The organism is Arthrobacter sp. YAF16 (assembly GCF_052113385.1).
Taxonomy (GTDB): domain Bacteria; phylum Actinomycetota; class Actinomycetes; order Actinomycetales; family Micrococcaceae; genus Arthrobacter.
Window position 1 is genome coordinate 90,598 of the sequence record NZ_JBFRDC010000004.1, and the last position, 15,037, is coordinate 105,634.

Annotated in this window: 12 protein-coding genes; 2 read left to right on the plus strand and 10 right to left on the minus strand. The window is 70.5% G+C overall.

Annotated features, from left to right (window positions below):
• Nucleotides 1–52: 52 nt before the first annotated feature.
• Together AB4Y91_RS10705 and AB4Y91_RS10710 are read right to left on the minus strand one after the other, a co-directional pair.
• Nucleotides 53–1,336 carry a TIGR01906 family membrane protein gene (locus AB4Y91_RS10705; protein ID WP_441418460.1) on the minus strand — a complete coding sequence of 428 codons (1,284 nt, stop codon included), beginning with the start codon at nucleotides 1,334–1,336 and terminating at the stop codon, nucleotides 53–55.
• Between the two features lie 124 nt (nucleotides 1,337–1,460).
• Complete coding sequence (locus AB4Y91_RS10710; protein WP_441418461.1) at nucleotides 1,461–2,453, minus strand: stage II sporulation protein M; 993 nt, start codon at nucleotides 2,451–2,453, stop codon at nucleotides 1,461–1,463.
• 172 nt (nucleotides 2,454–2,625) lie between these two features.
• Here AB4Y91_RS10710 and AB4Y91_RS10715 point away from each other — a divergent pair, with 172 nt between their 5' ends.
• A complete protein-coding gene (locus AB4Y91_RS10715) occupies nucleotides 2,626–3,432 on the plus strand; it encodes an RDD family protein (protein ID WP_441418462.1) in 807 nt (268 codons plus the stop codon).
• A 43-nt stretch (nucleotides 3,433–3,475) separates the two neighbouring features.
• Here the strand turns inward: AB4Y91_RS10715 and AB4Y91_RS10720 are convergent, their stop codons facing one another.
• From AB4Y91_RS10720 to AB4Y91_RS10740, 5 genes are all read right to left on the minus strand, one after another.
• Nucleotides 3,476–4,675: an Ig-like domain-containing protein gene (locus tag AB4Y91_RS10720; protein WP_441418463.1), complete on the minus strand. Its 1,200-nt coding sequence runs from the start codon at nucleotides 4,673–4,675 to the stop codon at nucleotides 3,476–3,478.
• Nucleotides 4,676–4,789: 114 nt separating this feature from the next.
• On the minus strand, nucleotides 4,790–6,013 hold the full coding sequence (locus AB4Y91_RS10725) for a L,D-transpeptidase (RefSeq protein ID WP_441418566.1): 1,224 nt from the start codon (nucleotides 6,011–6,013) through the stop codon (nucleotides 4,790–4,792).
• 143 nt (nucleotides 6,014–6,156) lie between these two features.
• Entirely contained in the window at nucleotides 6,157–7,635 is a 1,479-nt protein-coding gene (ahcY, locus tag AB4Y91_RS10730) for an adenosylhomocysteinase (protein ID WP_441418464.1), read from the minus strand.
• Nucleotides 7,636–7,754: 119 nt separating this feature from the next.
• The gene (locus tag AB4Y91_RS10735) at nucleotides 7,755–8,003 is read right to left on the minus strand and encodes a Trm112 family protein (protein WP_441418465.1); all 249 of its coding nucleotides are present in this window, start codon (nucleotides 8,001–8,003) and stop codon (nucleotides 7,755–7,757) included.
• An 82-nt stretch (nucleotides 8,004–8,085) separates the two neighbouring features.
• Entirely contained in the window at nucleotides 8,086–8,475 is a 390-nt protein-coding gene (locus AB4Y91_RS10740) for a DUF3499 domain-containing protein (protein WP_175322798.1), read from the minus strand.
• Nucleotides 8,476–8,640: 165 nt separating this feature from the next.
• On the opposite strand from AB4Y91_RS10740, the gene AB4Y91_RS10745 reads away from it, so the two are divergent.
• Nucleotides 8,641–9,141, plus strand: a complete 501-nt coding sequence (locus AB4Y91_RS10745) for a metallopeptidase family protein (protein ID WP_441418466.1) — start codon at nucleotides 8,641–8,643, stop codon at nucleotides 9,139–9,141.
• A 30-nt stretch (nucleotides 9,142–9,171) separates the two neighbouring features.
• Here the strand turns inward: AB4Y91_RS10745 and AB4Y91_RS10750 are convergent, their stop codons facing one another.
• Genes AB4Y91_RS10750 through AB4Y91_RS10760 form a run of 3 tightly spaced genes read right to left on the minus strand, consistent with a single transcriptional unit; the run spans nucleotide 9,172 to nucleotide 14,907 of the window.
• Nucleotides 9,172–10,911, minus strand: coding sequence for a DUF5719 family protein (locus AB4Y91_RS10750; RefSeq protein ID WP_441418467.1), 1,740 nt, complete (start codon nucleotides 10,909–10,911; stop codon nucleotides 9,172–9,174).
• The gene (locus AB4Y91_RS10755; RefSeq protein ID WP_441418468.1) at nucleotides 10,904–14,332 is read right to left on the minus strand and encodes a glycosyltransferase family 2 protein; all 3,429 of its coding nucleotides are present in this window, start codon (nucleotides 14,330–14,332) and stop codon (nucleotides 10,904–10,906) included. Before AB4Y91_RS10755 ends, AB4Y91_RS10750 begins: the two co-directional genes overlap by 8 nt.
• A 29-nt stretch (nucleotides 14,333–14,361) precedes the next feature.
• Nucleotides 14,362–14,907 (minus strand): WhiB family transcriptional regulator, encoded by a 546-nt coding sequence (locus tag AB4Y91_RS10760; RefSeq protein ID WP_175322802.1) that lies wholly within the window; start codon nucleotides 14,905–14,907, stop codon nucleotides 14,362–14,364.
• Between the last annotated feature and the right edge of the window lie 130 nt (nucleotides 14,908–15,037).

A 15,037-nucleotide genomic window follows, 5' to 3' on the forward strand; every position in this document is an offset into this window, starting at 1 on the left:
GTGCCGGCCGCTTTTTGTCTCTCCGGGTCTGTGGGTCTCCGGGTCTCCAGGCTTAGGAGGCGCCCTCGCGGCGAGCGGCTGCCGCTTCGTTGCTGGCGGCGTCGGTTCCGGCGTCTGCGTCGCGGCCGGCCGGGCCGTCGACGGCGCCGTTCCGGCTGCGCTTGAAGCGGCGGCCCTTGAGCTCGGCCGGGTCCGCGGCGACGTCCCCGGCGTCCTCGGCGGCGGAGGCATTCCGGACCCGGGGTGGCAGTCCGCGGCGTTTGCGGGTCGGCCAGGTGAGGATCAGCGTGAGCAGGGCTGCGAGCAGGACGAGGGCACCGATCACGATCCCGGCGTCAACCCAGAATTGGCCCGGGAACAGCCGGATCAGGGTGTCCTGAAGGGAGAAGGTCCAGGTGCCGTTGGCGAAGAAGACGCGGTGGAACTCGGTGAAGAACTGCTCCCAGCCCAGCACCGCGAGTACGCCCAGGCCGACGATGATCACGAGCGTGACGATGGAACCTGCGAACAGGCCGGGGCGTACTCCCCCGGTGCTGCGCCGGCGCAGGTACAGGATGGCAACCAGGCTGAGCACCACCAGCAAGGCACCGGCTCCGAAGGCGGAGAGGATGACAAGCTTGACGTCGGCCATGTGGCTGACTTCGCCGTCCTTGAAAAGCGGCTCGCCGGAGCGGTTCACGAGCTCGCCGAGGTAGCGCGGGCCGGACCAGTTGCTCAGGTAGTCGACAGCGTAGGAGCCGTACGTCATCCGGTCGTCGGTGTTGAAGCCGTAGCCGTCCCCCGGGAAGCCCGGGCGGTTGTATTCCACCCAGAGGAACAGCGGGCTGGTCACGGCGCGGACGGCCAGGACCAGCAGGATCACCGGGTAGCAGACCGCGAGCAGGACCTGCATCACCCGGGGGGCGACCGGCTTGGCGTTGGCGGCATGTTCGCGCTCGGCGTTGCGGCGTTCCACCTCTTCGCGCGGCGGCCGGACCTGCAGGGCCGAGGTGGGCAGCGACTCGTTGAATTCTTCGGTCCCGGCAGCGCCGGCCGCGGCGTCGTCGGCTGCCTTCCGTTCGGCGCGCCGGCCCTGGCGTTCACCGGCGGCCGGGGTTCCGGCCGGATCGACCGGAACCGGCGCCGCGGCCGTGCGCTCAGCGTCCGGCGCCGCGGCGGTGGGCTCAGCGTCCGGCGCCGCGGCGGTCCGCTCGGTCTCGGGAGCTCCGGAGGCTGCGTCGGACCGCTTGCCCGCGCCGGCCGGCTTCATCCACTCGAAGGCAGGCTCGCCGGCGTCGTCGGCAGAATCCAGGTGCGGATCCTGCCGATTCGGAGGGGTGGGACTTTTTTCGGTCACTGCAGCTTCGCTTCCGTAGGGTTCCGCGCCGCCGGGCCTTGGGCCGGCGGCGCCACATATCTGACACCGAGCCTACCGTCAGGGCCTCAGCCCCGGCGAGGTGCCACCCCGTGGCCGGGCGGATTCAGGCGGAAATTTCGGCGTAACCGGCGTCCCCGCTGCCGAGGTCACCGGTGGCGCCGGAACGGTGCGCACGCCCGCCAAACACCAGCACGTACGCCCAGTAAGCGGCCAGGACGGCGGCGCCGATGGTGATCTTGGCCCACACCGGCAGATCGCTCGGCGTCACATAGCCTTCAACCACGCCCGAGACCAGCAGCACCAGGACGAGGCCGAGGGCCACGGTGATGAGCGAGCGGCCCTCGGCGGCGAGCGCCTGCGAGCGGCGGCGTGGCCCGGGCGCCACCACTGCCCAGAAGATCCGCAGCCCTGCCGCGCAGGCCACGAAGACCGCCGTCAGTTCCATCAGCCCGTGCGGGAGGATGTAGCTGAAGAACACGTCGAGCTTGCCGGCGCCGGCGAAGACCCCGGCGGCGACACCGACACCCTGGGCATTGCCGATCAGGATCATCGGGACCCAGAACCCGGTGATGCCCAGCGCCACGGCCTGAGCGGCGATCCAGGCGTTGTTGGTCCAGACCAGGCCGGCGAAGGACGCGGCGGGATTCTCCGAGTAGTAGTTGATGAAGTCCTGCTCCACGTAGCGGCGGACCTCGGCATCCGAGCCCAGGGCGCGCAGGGCCTCCGGGGAGTTGCCGATCCAGAGCGCATAGGCGGCGGCGATCAGGCAGAACGCGAGCCCGCACCAGGCGGTCAGCCAGCGGATCCGGTAGAGGGCGGCGGGCAGTGCGACGACGAAGAACTGGGCGAGGTCCTCCATGAAGTTGGATCTCGCGCCGGTGAAGCGGGTGCGGGCCTGAGCAAGGCTGGCGGACAGCGCGGCGGACAGCCCGCTCTCGGGGGCCACGGACCGCAGCAGCGAAAGGTCGGCCGATGCGCCCTGGTAGAGCCGCAACAGCTCGTCGGCGTCGGTCCCGCTGAGCCTGCGCTGGTGCGCCAGCGCGTGCAGCCGCGCCCATTTGTCCCCGTTCACCAGGGAGAACGCCTCGATGTCCACGGCACCACCCTAGCGCCCGCGAACGGGCAGTTGCGGCCCCACCACGGCGCGAACGGGCAGTTCCGGCCCCGGTTGCCCCGGAAAACGTGGCGGCAAAGGTCTGTCCGCGCTCAGGACCGGCACCTGACGATGGTTAGACTGTGCCTGACTGGCAGACGAGCGGGGGTCCGGGTTGAGTTCCATCATCACAGGCGAGGGCGTCGTCCTGGAGTTGCGGCCGGCGTCGTTCGCCGCCCGGGCGCTGGGCCTGCTGCTGGACGTCCTGGCACACACCGCCGTGCTCTGGGGCCTGCTGGTGGTAGTCGGCGCCGCCGCCCCCGAGCTGGATCGTGCCGCCATGGGCGCCCTGGTCACCGTCGTCGTCGTCTTCTGCTTCGTGGTGCTGCCCGTCACGGTGGAAACCCTCAGCCGCGGCCTGTCGCTGGGGAAGCTGGCAACCGGCCTGCGGATCGTGCGCGACGACGGCGGCGCGATCCGTTTCCGGCATGCCCTGATCCGGGGCCTGATAGGTTTCCTCGAGATTTACACGACGCTGGGCGGACTGGCGATCGCCGTCGCGCTCTTCAACGGGAAGTCCAAGCGGCTCGGTGACCTGGTGGCCGGCACCTATGCGTTGCGACGGCGGGTGCAGGCCGAAGCTCCCGTGCTGCACAGCGTGCCGTTCCACCTCCAGCCCTGGGTGTCGCTCGCGGACATTGGCCGGATTCCGGACGCCGCGGCCCGCCGCGCCTCGCTCTTCATCCGCCAGGCCCACCGCATGTCCCCCGGCTCCCGGGTGGCGATGGCGCAGTCGCTGGCCACCGAGCTAGCGGCGCACGTTGCTCCCCCGCCGCCGGCCGGAACCGGGCCGGAGGAATACCTGGCCGCGGTGCTGGGCGAGCGGAGCCGCCGCGAGCTGGACCGCCTGCGGCTCACCCGGGAACGCAACGCGCGCCTCGGCGCACGGCTTGGGCGGCTGCCGCACCAGCGGGCCCGCTGACCTCGTCCGGCCGCGGGGCTCGGCGTTTGCCGGCCGCGCGGGCTCAGCGCTTGCCGTACTGGGCCCAGGGGATGTTCCAGTCACCGAAGCCTTCCAGCGGCTCCACCGGCGCCGCCCCCGTGTTCAGGGTCTGCACCACGTCGCCGGTCCTCATGTTGTTGAAGAACCACTGGGCGTCCGCCGGGAGCAGTCCAACACAACCGTGAGAGACGTTGAACCGGCCCACCGCGCCCCACGCGGACTCCAGTGCCTGGTGGACGTAGACGCCCGACGTCGTCAGCCGGTTGGCGTACTCGACGGTAAGCGGCGGGTAGTAGCCTTTGTCGCCGGGCTTGAGGCCGATGCTGCCGGCGTTGAATTTGGAGCGGCGTTCCTGCTCCATGATGACGGCGTAACCGGAGGGTGATAGCCAGTCCTCGCCGCCCAGGGTGACCGGTGCGGTCTTGACCAGCCGGCCGTCGAAGTAGACCTTCATCGTCTTCGTGACGTCGTCCACGACGGCGAGCCGCTGCGGCCCCACCTTGTAGGACACCGGGACGTTCGAGTTGCCGACCATGCCGTTGCCGAAGTCGACGCCGAACAGCTTCAGGTCCACGGTGATCCGGCTGTTGGCGGCCCAGAAGCGCTCCGGCCGGATCCGGACGCGCCGGTCCGAGTACCAGCGCCAGGCGACGGCCTGACCGGAGGAGACGGTGACCTTCACGGCCTTCTCCATGGCCGCCTTGTTGATGACCGGCTCGCTGAACACGATCTCAATGGGCTGCCCGGCGCCAATGGTGCTGTCGCCCCGCGGATAGACCGCGGCGTCGGCTTCGTTGGCCGTGGCGACGGTCGAGAAGCTTTGGACCTTCTTCGTCTCCCGGCCGGCCAGGTCCACGATCGTGAAGCTGTAGTGGTACCGGGTGTCGAACTCCAGGGGGTCCCCGGCGGTCCAGATGGAGCCGTCCGCGCTGGTGGTGCCGGGGACCGGGGCGCCGCCGGGTTCGGGCCGCAGCACCACGTCCTTGACTACGCCGTTGACGGCTTTGACCGACGGCAGGGCGGCCGGGTTGACGTCCCGGGCGCCGTCGGTCGGCGTTACCCCGAGTTCAACGGCCTTCACGACAGGCGCAACCAGGCCCGAGACGTTGCGCATCGGCGACCCCGCTTCCGAGGGCAGGTCGCTGTCCGCCCAGACCGGGCCGGTGGCGACGCCAATTCCGCCGGCACAGATGGCGAGGCAGATGCCGGCTACTGCCAGCATCTTGCCGGTACTTCGACCGCTCTTGCCTTGCCTTACCGTCTTGGCCATCCCGCATCCCCCAACTGCAATTCCCCCATTGTGCAAATCCCCCGGCGCCTTGCCAGGCGCCCCGGCTCAGTTCGCGTACTTCGCCCAGGGGATGTTCCAGTCCCCGAAGCCGTCGTCGTACGCCGCATAGTCGCCGTCGGTGTTGACCACCTGGACCACGTCCCCGGTCGTCATGTTGTCGAAGACCCACTTGGCACCGGCCGGTCCCAGGCCGACGCAGCCGTGTGAGAGGTTCACCTTGCCGATGTAGGGCATCGCGGAGGCCGTGGCCTGGTGGATGAACTCGCCGCTGGGGGTCAGTCGTGTGGCGTAATTGACGTCGAGCTGCCCGTAGTAGGCCGGGTCGCCCGGTTTGAGGCCGATGGTGCGGGCGTCCATGTGCTCCACCCGGTATTTCTCCATCAGCACCAGGTAGCCGCGCGCCGACGGGAACCGGGTGTCCCCCATGGTCGCGGGCCACCGCCCGACTTGCCGGTCGTTGATCGAGGCCGTGAAGGTGTGCGCCTTGGCATCCGCCACGGCGACCTTCTTGTCGCCAATGTGGACCGTGACCAACTTATTGAAGTTGCCGACCTGGCCCTTGCCCAGATTGACGCCAAAGAGCTTGATGTCCATGGTGATGGTGCTGTTGGCCGCCCAAAAATTCTGCGGCCGGTACCGGACCATGGTGTTGCTGAACCAGTGGAAGTCCCCGACCTGGCCCGAGGTGGAGCTGATCTTGATTGCCTTTTCGACGGCGGCGCGGTTCAGTACCGGCTCGCTGAAGGTGAGCTGGAGCGGCTGCGCGACCCCGACCTTCATGCCGTCCAGCGGATAGATGGCAGCGTCCGCCTCGTTGGCGGTGGTCACCGTGGTGAAGCTGCGGGTGTTCTCGGTTGATCGTCCCGCGCCGTCAACCACTGAGTAGCTGTAGCTGTAGCGGGTGTTGAATTCCAGCGGCCCGGTGGCGGCCCAGCTGGATCCGTCGGCGCTGAGCTTCCCGTCCACGGACTGGCCCGTCTCGCTTGTCAGGGCCGCCCGCTCAATCCGGCCGTTGCCCACCTTCAGGGTGACCGGGGCGGCCGGGTTGACCTGGACGGCGGCGTCGGCGGGCGCGGCGGCGAGCTGGAGCGGGGGCACCACCGGGAAGGCCAGGCCTTGGGTCGATCGCTCCGGCGATCCTGCTTCGGAGGCAAAGGAGGCGTGCGCCAGGGGTCCTGCCGCGGCGAAGACTCCGCCGCCGGCTGCCAGGGCGCATACGGCTGCCAGCACGGCGGCTTTCCGGCCGGTGCTCCAGCTTTTCGGGGCGATCACAATACTCGGGTCCTTCCAGACGTTACCTTGAAAGCATATGTGAATTTCTGGTGCGGCCCGCCGTTGCCAGCGCCACGATACGGTCACAAAAGGGGCCCCGGACGCTAAGTCCAGGGCCCCTTTTGCTCGCAGTGTCGCGCTTAGTAGCGGTAGTGCTCCGGCTTGTACGGGCCGGCGACGTCGAGGTCCAGGTAGGCAGCCTGTTCCTTGGTCAGCTCGGTCAGTTGCACGCCGAGGGCGCCAAGGTGCAGCCGGGCCACCTTCTCGTCGAGGATCTTCGGCAGCACGTAAACCTGCTTTTCGTACTCGCGCTCACCTTCCGGCTGGCCCGCCTTGGTGAACAGTTCGATCTGCGCGATGGTCTGGTTGGCGAAGGAGTTGCTCATCACGAAGGAGGGGTGCCCAGTCGCGTTGCCGAGGTTCAGCAGCCGGCCCTCGGACAGGACGATGATGGAGCGCTCTTCCGCGGTCCCGGCATCGAAGACCCACTCGTGCACCTGCGGCTTGATCTCGACCTTCTTGATGCCGGGGATCCGGGCGAGCCCGGCCATGTCAATCTCGTTGTCGAAGTGGCCGATGTTGCCCACGATCGCCTTGTCGCGCATCCCGGCCATGTGCTCGGCCATGATGACGTCCTTGTTGCCCGTGGTGGTGATGAAGATGTGGCCTTCAGCCAGCACGCTCTCGAGCGTGGCCACCTGGTAGCCGTCCATCGCCGCCTGCAGCGCGCAGATCGGGTCGATTTCGGTGACGATCACGCGCGAGCCCTGGCCCCGGAACGCCTCCGCGGCGCCCTTGCCGACGTCGCCGTACCCGCATACGACGGCGACCTTGCCGCCCATCAGCACATCGGTGGCGCGGTTGATGCCGTCCGGCAGCGAGTGGCGGATGCCGTACTTGTTGTCGAACTTGCTCTTGGTGACGGAGTCGTTGACGTTGATCGCCGGGAACAACAGCTTGCCCTGCTCGGCGAGCTGGTAGAGACGGTGGACGCCTGTGGTGGTCTCCTCGGTTACGCCGAGCAGGCGCGAGCCGATCCGGGTCCACTTCTGCGGGTCCTTCTGCAGCGAGGCGCGCAGCACCTCGAGGAAGACGCGGCCCTCCTCGGACTCATCGTCGCCTGCCGCCGGCACGGCGCCCAGGGCCTCGAATTCCGCGCCCTTGTGCACCAGCATGGTGGCGTCGCCGCCGTCGTCGAGGATCATGTTCGGGCCCAGGTCCGGGTTGCTGTCCGCACCGGGCCAGGTCAGGATCTGCTCGGCCGTCCACCAGTATTCCTCGAGCGTCTCGCCCTTCCAGGCGAACACCGGAACGCCCTGCGGGTCCTCGACGGTGCCCTGGCCGACCACGACGGCGGCTGCGGCCTCATTCTGGGTGGAGAAGATGTTGCAGGAAGCCCAGCGGACCTCGGCGCCGAGGGCGGTGAGGGTCTCGATCAGCACGGCCGTCTGCACCGTCATGTGCAGGGAGCCGGCGATCCGGGCACCCTTGAGTGGCTGGCTCGCGCCGAACTCCTCGCGCAGGGACATCAGCCCGGGCATCTCGTGCTCTGCGAGGCGGATCTGGTGCCGGCCGGCCTCGGCCAGCGAAATGTCGGCAATTTTATAGTCGAAAGTCATGGGGATCCTTTGGGGTAGCCGGAATATAGCTGAAGGGACTGCAAGTGGTTCGGCGCCGGGGCGCCCTCCGATGGGTCGGCTGCGCTTGTTCCGTCCGCCGCCCGCACCGGAGGGCGGGGCTACTCTGCGGCGTGGCGGGGCGCGCCGTCGTGACGGCCGCCGTCGTGCTGATCGGAGGAGGCGGCGGTGGCCGCGGCCAGCAGCTCCGGCGGCAGCAGCAGCGGGATGCCGTCCTCGATCGTGTAGCGCAGCTTCTGCCCGTTCGAGTCGGGCGACGCGGCGACGAGCTCTTCGCCCTCCTGCACCAGGGCTGAGCCGGTCACGGGGCAGCGCAGGACAGACAACAGTTCGGGACTGATCAGTGGCATGGTGAAGGCTCCCTGGGGGCGACGCCGCTGGCGCCGGTGGCGTACGGAAATTTCAGTTCCCAGCCTACCGCCAGTTCGCGGCTCAGGAGGGTTCGCGCAGGACGCGCAGGTGCCCGCGGCGCGTACCGTCGGCGGCGGCCGGGGCTTCGAGGGCCGGATGCGCGGCACGCTGGCCCTGGGCGGGCTCTGCGGCTGCGGGCCGGGCTGCGGCCTCGCGGACCGCATGGGCAAGGGCCAGCAGGTCATCGGGCCCGGGACCGGCCGGAGTGGCCGGCATCGCGAGCCTCAGGACTTCCCAGCCCCGCGGCACGGTCAGGGTGCCGGCGTGTTGTTCGCAAAGGTCGTAGCAGTGCGGCTCGGCGTAGGTGGCCAGCGGGCCGAGCACCGCGGTGGAGTCGGCATACACGTACGTCAAAGTAGCCACCGCCGAATTGCGGCAGGCTGACCTTGAACACTGACGAATTGCACCCACGACATCACAGACTACTCCCCCACCTGCCCGCTCCCGCGCATTGAAACGCCCGTCCGGCCCCGGGACGCTGCGCCCAGGGCGGCCGACGGCGTCGGGCGGGCTCCGACGGCGGGTCGCGGCGGCCGCCATATCGCAGAAATCAGGCGCCGGGTTTAGAGTCAAGATATGCAGTCATCGCACCATGATCCCGGCTTTACGGTCCGGTTGGCTGACCCCGGCGACGGCGGCGCCGCCAAGGGGAAGAGCTTCCGGCAACGCCGCAGGAACCGGCACGGCCGCGGCCTGCGCGGCGAGCTGATGCTCCCGACGCTGCCCGGCTACCGGACACGTTCGGACCGCTTCGATGACTTTGTCCTGGATTCGGCCCAGCGCCTGCACGATATCTGGGGCAAGCCGCTGGACGGGGTCCGTTTTGCGGTCGAGGAAATCCCGCCCGGACTCGAGAAACTCGTAGCCGACGGCACCCCGGCGCCGATGGGCTCCTACACACCGGCGACGGCGGAGGAGGGCCCCGTGATCACACTTTACCGGAGGGTTGTCGAGCAGGCCTGCGGCAGCCGCGACGAACTCCAGGACCTCGTGCATGACGTGGTGGTGGAGCGTACCGCGGAGATGCTCGGCGTCCCGCCCGAGTCGCTGGACCCGGTGTACCGCCGCCGCTATTAGGCCGCCGTTGCTGGGCGCCGGCCGTCGCGGTTAATACCCGAGGGTGACCGGGATCTGTTCCTGGCCGGCCGCCCCGGGGAGAACCGGGATGCTGGCGATGTCGGACCTGCCGCCCTGCTGCAGCATGACGGCCCCGTAGGCCGCATCCCCCGCCGCCGAGACCAGGTACCCCACCAGCGGCGAGCCACCCACGTCCCCGGGAATTCTGACGGAGGCGGTGGTTCCGCCGGCAATGTCCATTGTGGCCGCGGCCCGGACCTTGCCGTCGGCAGTGATCGGCGTGTACGAGATCTTGGCGCGGCCTTCCGGCGCGCCGAACATCAGGAACCGCTCGCCCGTCCGGGGCACCGGAACGACGTGCTGGCTTCCGAGCCTCGCCGAAGACGGCGCCCAGGCCAAATCGGCGGCTTCCTCGGCCTTGAGCCCACGGGTGACCCGGGCCGCGGCGGCGAAGGAAACGTCCGAGCTGGCCGCCACCGTGTAGTGCCCCGCCGGGACGCCCGCGAGGGAGACCTCGGTGACGGCGCCCGACTTGGCGGTGACTACGCCGCCGCCGGGCAGGGCCTTTTGGCCGTCGCGCCCGAATAGTTTCACTTCCACCACGGCGTCCGCGGCGCCGGGGACGGTGATCTGCAGGGCAGGTTTGGCGTCGGCAAAGCCGGTTTTGGCGGCCAGCGCCGCCAGGGCGTCCGGGTTCTGGATATCAATGCCGGAGATGACCTGGCGGGTCGCGGGGGCCGTTCCCGGCGAAATGAAATCCACCCCGCCGGGGGTCAGCCCGCGCAGCACGCTTTGCTGGATGACGGCTGCGACGGGGCCGCCGGTGCTGCGCACCCGCACGCTCAGCTGGTCCTGCCCGGGCGCCAGGCCGGCCAGGATGATGGACCGGGTGCTGCCCGGCGCGACCAGCAGCCCGCGGCTGCCGGGGGCCTGGATGGGGCCTTTGGCGCCGAAGAGATCCAGGCTGACGGTAGCCGGCGTCCCGGAGGCGTTGCTGAGGTTCAGCACGGCGGTCCGGCCGAGGGCGGTGTTCGCCCCGACCAGCCACAGGTCGTTGGCCGGACGCTGGCAGGCGGCGGCAGCCGTGCCGCGCAGATCCCCGTCCGTGGCCGTGTAGCTCATCACGGCCCCGGCAGAGGGCTGCTGGTTTCCCTGGGCATCCGCGCTGAGCACACTGACGGCGTCGACAGCGCGCTGCGGCACCACGCCGGCCCGCAGCGCCGAAGGGGCGCCCGGGGCGGGGCTTGCGGCCGGCCCCGCGGTGGCAGGGGTGGCCTTGGCAAGTTCCACCAGCCGGCTGCCGGCCAGCGCGGCGAGCCGGCTTCCGGGAAGTGCGCCGGTGCTGGAACTGATGACGACGGCGCTGACCGCGCTCTTGGCGGTCGCCGATTCCGGGCTGAACTGCGGGTCGGTGCCGACGGGCGTGCCTTCGAGCAGCCGTGCAGGTCCGGGGCAGATGCCCACGCTGCTGCCGGCCGGAACCGCGGACAGCGGCGCCTCCAGCGGCCGGCTGCCGGTGACCTGCGGGGTGAGTGCGGCTGCCGCGACCAGCCCGCCGCCGGCGGCGACGAGCACTGCGGCGGAGAGAACTCCGCCGACGGCCCCCGAGAGGCTCTTCAGCCGGGCCAACGCGGTAACCCCGGTGTGGGCCGTGTCCGGCTGGGCGCCGCGTGCGCTTCTGTCCCGCCGGCTCTCAACCGCCGGTGTCTGGGGCTGCTTGGCCGGTTCGGGCCGTTCCGGAGGCGTTGGGGCCCCATGGTTGTCATGCATGCTGATGTTCCTTACGCAGGGAGCCTTCGTCCCTGGAGAGCCCGGTGTTCGGGCGGCGGGCAGGCATCGGAATGGCCAGCAGGATTGTCAGGCCGATCACGACGGCCTGGACGATTCCGGTCCAGAGGGCCCACGGGTTTTCGTAGCGGATGCTGAGCTGGCCGCCCTGGGCCGGCAGGGTAAACGCCTGCGCCCAGTCGGCGGTGGTGGCGGTCAGGCGCCGGCCATCGAGCCAGGCGCTCCAGCCCGGATCGGCGCGGTCGGCGAGGACCACCAGCCGGCCTTCGGGCCCGGCAGGCACGGCCGCGTCGGCGGCGACCACCCCGGCGGGCAGCAGCCCGACGGTGGTGCCGGCAGCGTTGACGACGCGCACGCGGTGCGCGACGTCGGCGGCCTTGGCAGCCGTCTCGTTCAGCGGGCTGATCCGCCACAACCAGCCGACGTCGGTCTGGCCGACGGCCACGAGGCCGGGAACGGCGTCCATCCGGCTGGCCGTCAGTTCCGCCGAGCTGTCGCTGGCCTCCAGGACCACGAACCCGACGCCGAGCTGCTCGAGCTGCCAGCGGGGGTCCACGCCCTGGCCGGCGGCAATCGTGGCGACCACGCTGCGCAGGGAAGCCGCGACGGCGTCGTCGTCCCGGACCGTTTCCTTGCCCGGCTCGCCCATCACCTGACGGGCGGAGGCCACGGCGGACAGCTCGTCCAGCCTGGTACCGTCGCCCCGCATGAGCGCGGCCGCGAACGTTCCGTCCTCCTTGGCGGAGAGGACCAGGGTCCGGGTCTGTTCCGGTCCCTCGCCGCGGTCGATGGCCGTCGCCGGGAGCGTGCGGGCCTTGCTGGCCTGGACCAGCTGGCGGGTGCCGAGCGCACCATTGCCATGGTCAGCGTTGGTGTCCGCATCCGCCCCCGCGATGCTGCCGGCGGCGGCATCTGACGCGTCCCCGCCCGGGGCGGCCGCGGCGGCCGGAGGCGGGTCGGACTGCAGCACGTTGTGCGCGGCCCACGCGGCGAGCCCGGCCAGGGGCCCGGCGAGCAGGAGCACCGTTGCGGTGACGGCGGTGCCCCGGATGAGGATTTTGCGAACCAAAAACGCCCGGCCCGGTGCGGCCGTAGCGGTCGCGTCTGCGGCGTCGAGGACGGCTTCGGCGCCGAGCAGCGCCGCCCCCAGCAGCGCGAACGCCGCCGCCGATACCGTCGGCCCGGTGAAAGGGGAGACCAGAACGTCGGCGCTGGCGCCGGTGGCGACGTGCCCGGCCAGCCAGCCGCCCGCCAGCATCAGCACGGCGGCGGCCCAGAAACTGCGGGCCAGCCGCGGCCGCCGGCCCGTGCCGCGCCGGCCCGGGAGGAACAGCGCGGTGAGGGCCAGCAGCAGGAGGGGCAGGCCGAGCAGCAGTGCCAGCAGCAGCGCCCACGGCACGGCCCCCGGCCCGAAGACCGTCAGTCCGGCCAGGCCGGCGCCGGACTCGAACCGCAGCGGCTGCCCCAGCGCCTGCTGCCAGAGCGGCGCGGCATCGAAGCCCAGCGGTAGGCCCGGGTCGGCCAGCAGGGCCCGCGGCCGGTCCAGGGCAGAGAGGGCAAAGGGAAGGAACAGGGCAAGGCTGGGAAGCAGCGACCACCAGACGGTCCGCCCACGGCCTCGCAGCAGCACGCCGCACAGTATGACGACGGTGAAGGAGGGCAGCAGCAGCGACGGCGCCGCCGCGGTAACGACTGCCAGCGCCAGTCCCGCCGCGGCCGCCGCGGTCCAGGACGGCGTGCCGTTGATTCCGGGCTTGACGGGAGGCGCCTCGGTGAAGCGCCGCTCGCCCGGCGCGGGGACGGCGTAGCGTCCGCGGCCCGGGACGGAGCCGGTGGCGCGGAGCAGGGCCATGACTAGCAACGGCATCATCACGTGCGCAATGAGCGCGCCGAGGCGGCCCTGGTTGAGTGCCACCTGGAGGGCGGGAGCGCCGGCCCAGATGAGCGCGGCAACAAGACGCAGCCTGCGCCGGCGCGTCAGGGCGCCGGCGGCGAACCAGGCCCCCAGCGCGGACAACGGCATGGCCAGCACCAGCAGCCAGGCCACGGCGCCGTTGGTGTTGCCGGCGCCAAGGACGCCCAGCCCCCAGAGCACGTAGCCGAACGGGTCGCCGTGGCCCGGCAGGCCGGCACCGAGGGCAATCCACCAGCCAGAGGCATGGTTCCAGATGTCGCCGAGGCGGGCCGAGACCGGGATCAGCGCCCCGCCGGTGACTGCGTCGGCGCGGAACAGGCTCAGCAGGCCGATCAGGGAGGCTGCGGCGGTGAGCAGCAGCGCCAGCAGGGCGCCGTTTCCCGCCCAGCCGCGCCCGGTGATGTCCAGGGCGGCGAAGTCGTCGGCGGAATCACCGCTGGGCTGTTCGGCCAGCGGGTCGTGCCTGGACGACGCGTCGGTATCGTCGGATCCGAGCGCCTCCATCAGCGAACGCCGGTGCGCCCAGACCTCGCGCCGCGGCGTCTGCAGCCCCTTGATGACGGAGCGGCGGATGCGCCGTGTGCGGGCCGCGTTGCGCCGGCCGCGGTACACGGCCGCGGGCCTCCCGAGGGCGCCAAGGGTTGCCAGCAGCTGGGAGAATCCGTGGCCGGGGTCCTTGACGGCGATGCTGAGGACAAGTTTGAAGAGGCTGCCCAGCAGGGCGCCGACGGCGTGCAGCGGAACCTTCCAGGCCGAGGCGTGCTTGAGCCGCAGGTGGACCTGGGCCTTGCGGGCCGCCGTCGCGTTGCCCTGGGCGTGCGGCCGGTGCGACACGTGGAAGATCCGGGCGCTCGGGACCACCACTACGCGGTGGCCGGCGAGCCGGTTGCGCCAGCAGAAGTCGACGTCGTCGCCGCTGCCCGGAAGGGCAGGATCGAAGCCGCGGAGCTCCTCCCAGACGTCGCGGCGCACCAGCATGCCGGCCGAGTTGACGGCGAAGGTGTCGCTGCGGCCGTCGTACTGGCCCTGGTCGAGTTCGTCGGCTTCGATGAGCGTCAGGCGCTCGGCCCAGCGGCTGGTGGAAAGTCCGACGTCGATCAGCCGTCGGCCGGCGTGCCAGTCCAGCTGCTTGCAGCCGGCCACGGTGACCGATGGCGCCCGCTCCACGGCGTGCAGGAGCTCGGCGAGGGCCTCGGGAGCCGGCGCGGCGTCGTCGTGCAGCAACCAGATCCATTCGGAGGCGGCGTGCCCGGCGTCCCCGCGCCAGGGCGCGAGCGCCTTCAGTCCGGCCTGGACGGCACCGCCCATACCGGTCCTGGCCTGGTCGAAGACGGTGACGCTGGCTTTGCCGAGCGCCTGCTCAAGCAGTGCCGCCGAGTGGTCGCGTGATCCGGTGTCGATCCCGATGGCTGCATCCGCTGGACGGGTCTGCGCCGCCAATGCCGCCAGGGTCCTGGGGAGATAGTCACCGCCGTTGTGGGCTACCACAACGGCGGTGACTCGTACTTCTTGAAGAATTAGACTGCCCGCTTCCTAAGCCGGCGGCGTTCCCGCTCGGAGAGGCCGCCCCAGATGCCGAAGCGCTCGTCGTTGGACAAGGCGTACTCCAGGCACTGTGAGCGTACATTGCATGCACCGCACACCTTCTTGGCGTCGCGGGTGGAGCCCCCCTTTTCAGGGAAGAAGGCCTCCGGGTCGGTCTGCGCGCAGAGTGCGTCTGTCTGCCATCCGAGCTCGCCTTCGTCATCGAAGTCCTGCCGGGACGGCAACCCGATCCACACCGGCTGGGCGGTGGTTCCGGAGTGCAGGGTCTGCAGTTCCATTGGCGGGTCGAGCGGATCATTGTCCTGCTCCGGATTCCCCGCCAGAAGTGCTTCATGGGCTGCGAGGAAGGCCGTGGCCTGGTCCTGCAGCGAATCCTGGGTGTGTTCGTTGTACCGCTCCGCGGCGTCCGGATCGGCCGGGTCGACGTACCAGTCACTCGGCACCCCGCGTGAACGGTATTTTGCCGTCGCCTGGCCGGCGACAACTTCATCTTCATGGATACGCTCTGCAAGCCCCATTGGCGTTCCCTCTCTGATTTTGCAGCCTTTGCCTGACCCTCGGACACTCGGTTGTGTGCCGCCTGATGCGCATTGGCTTTCGATACCTAATTACACGCGTGTAAGTATCCGGGAGTCAAGCCGCAGCGGA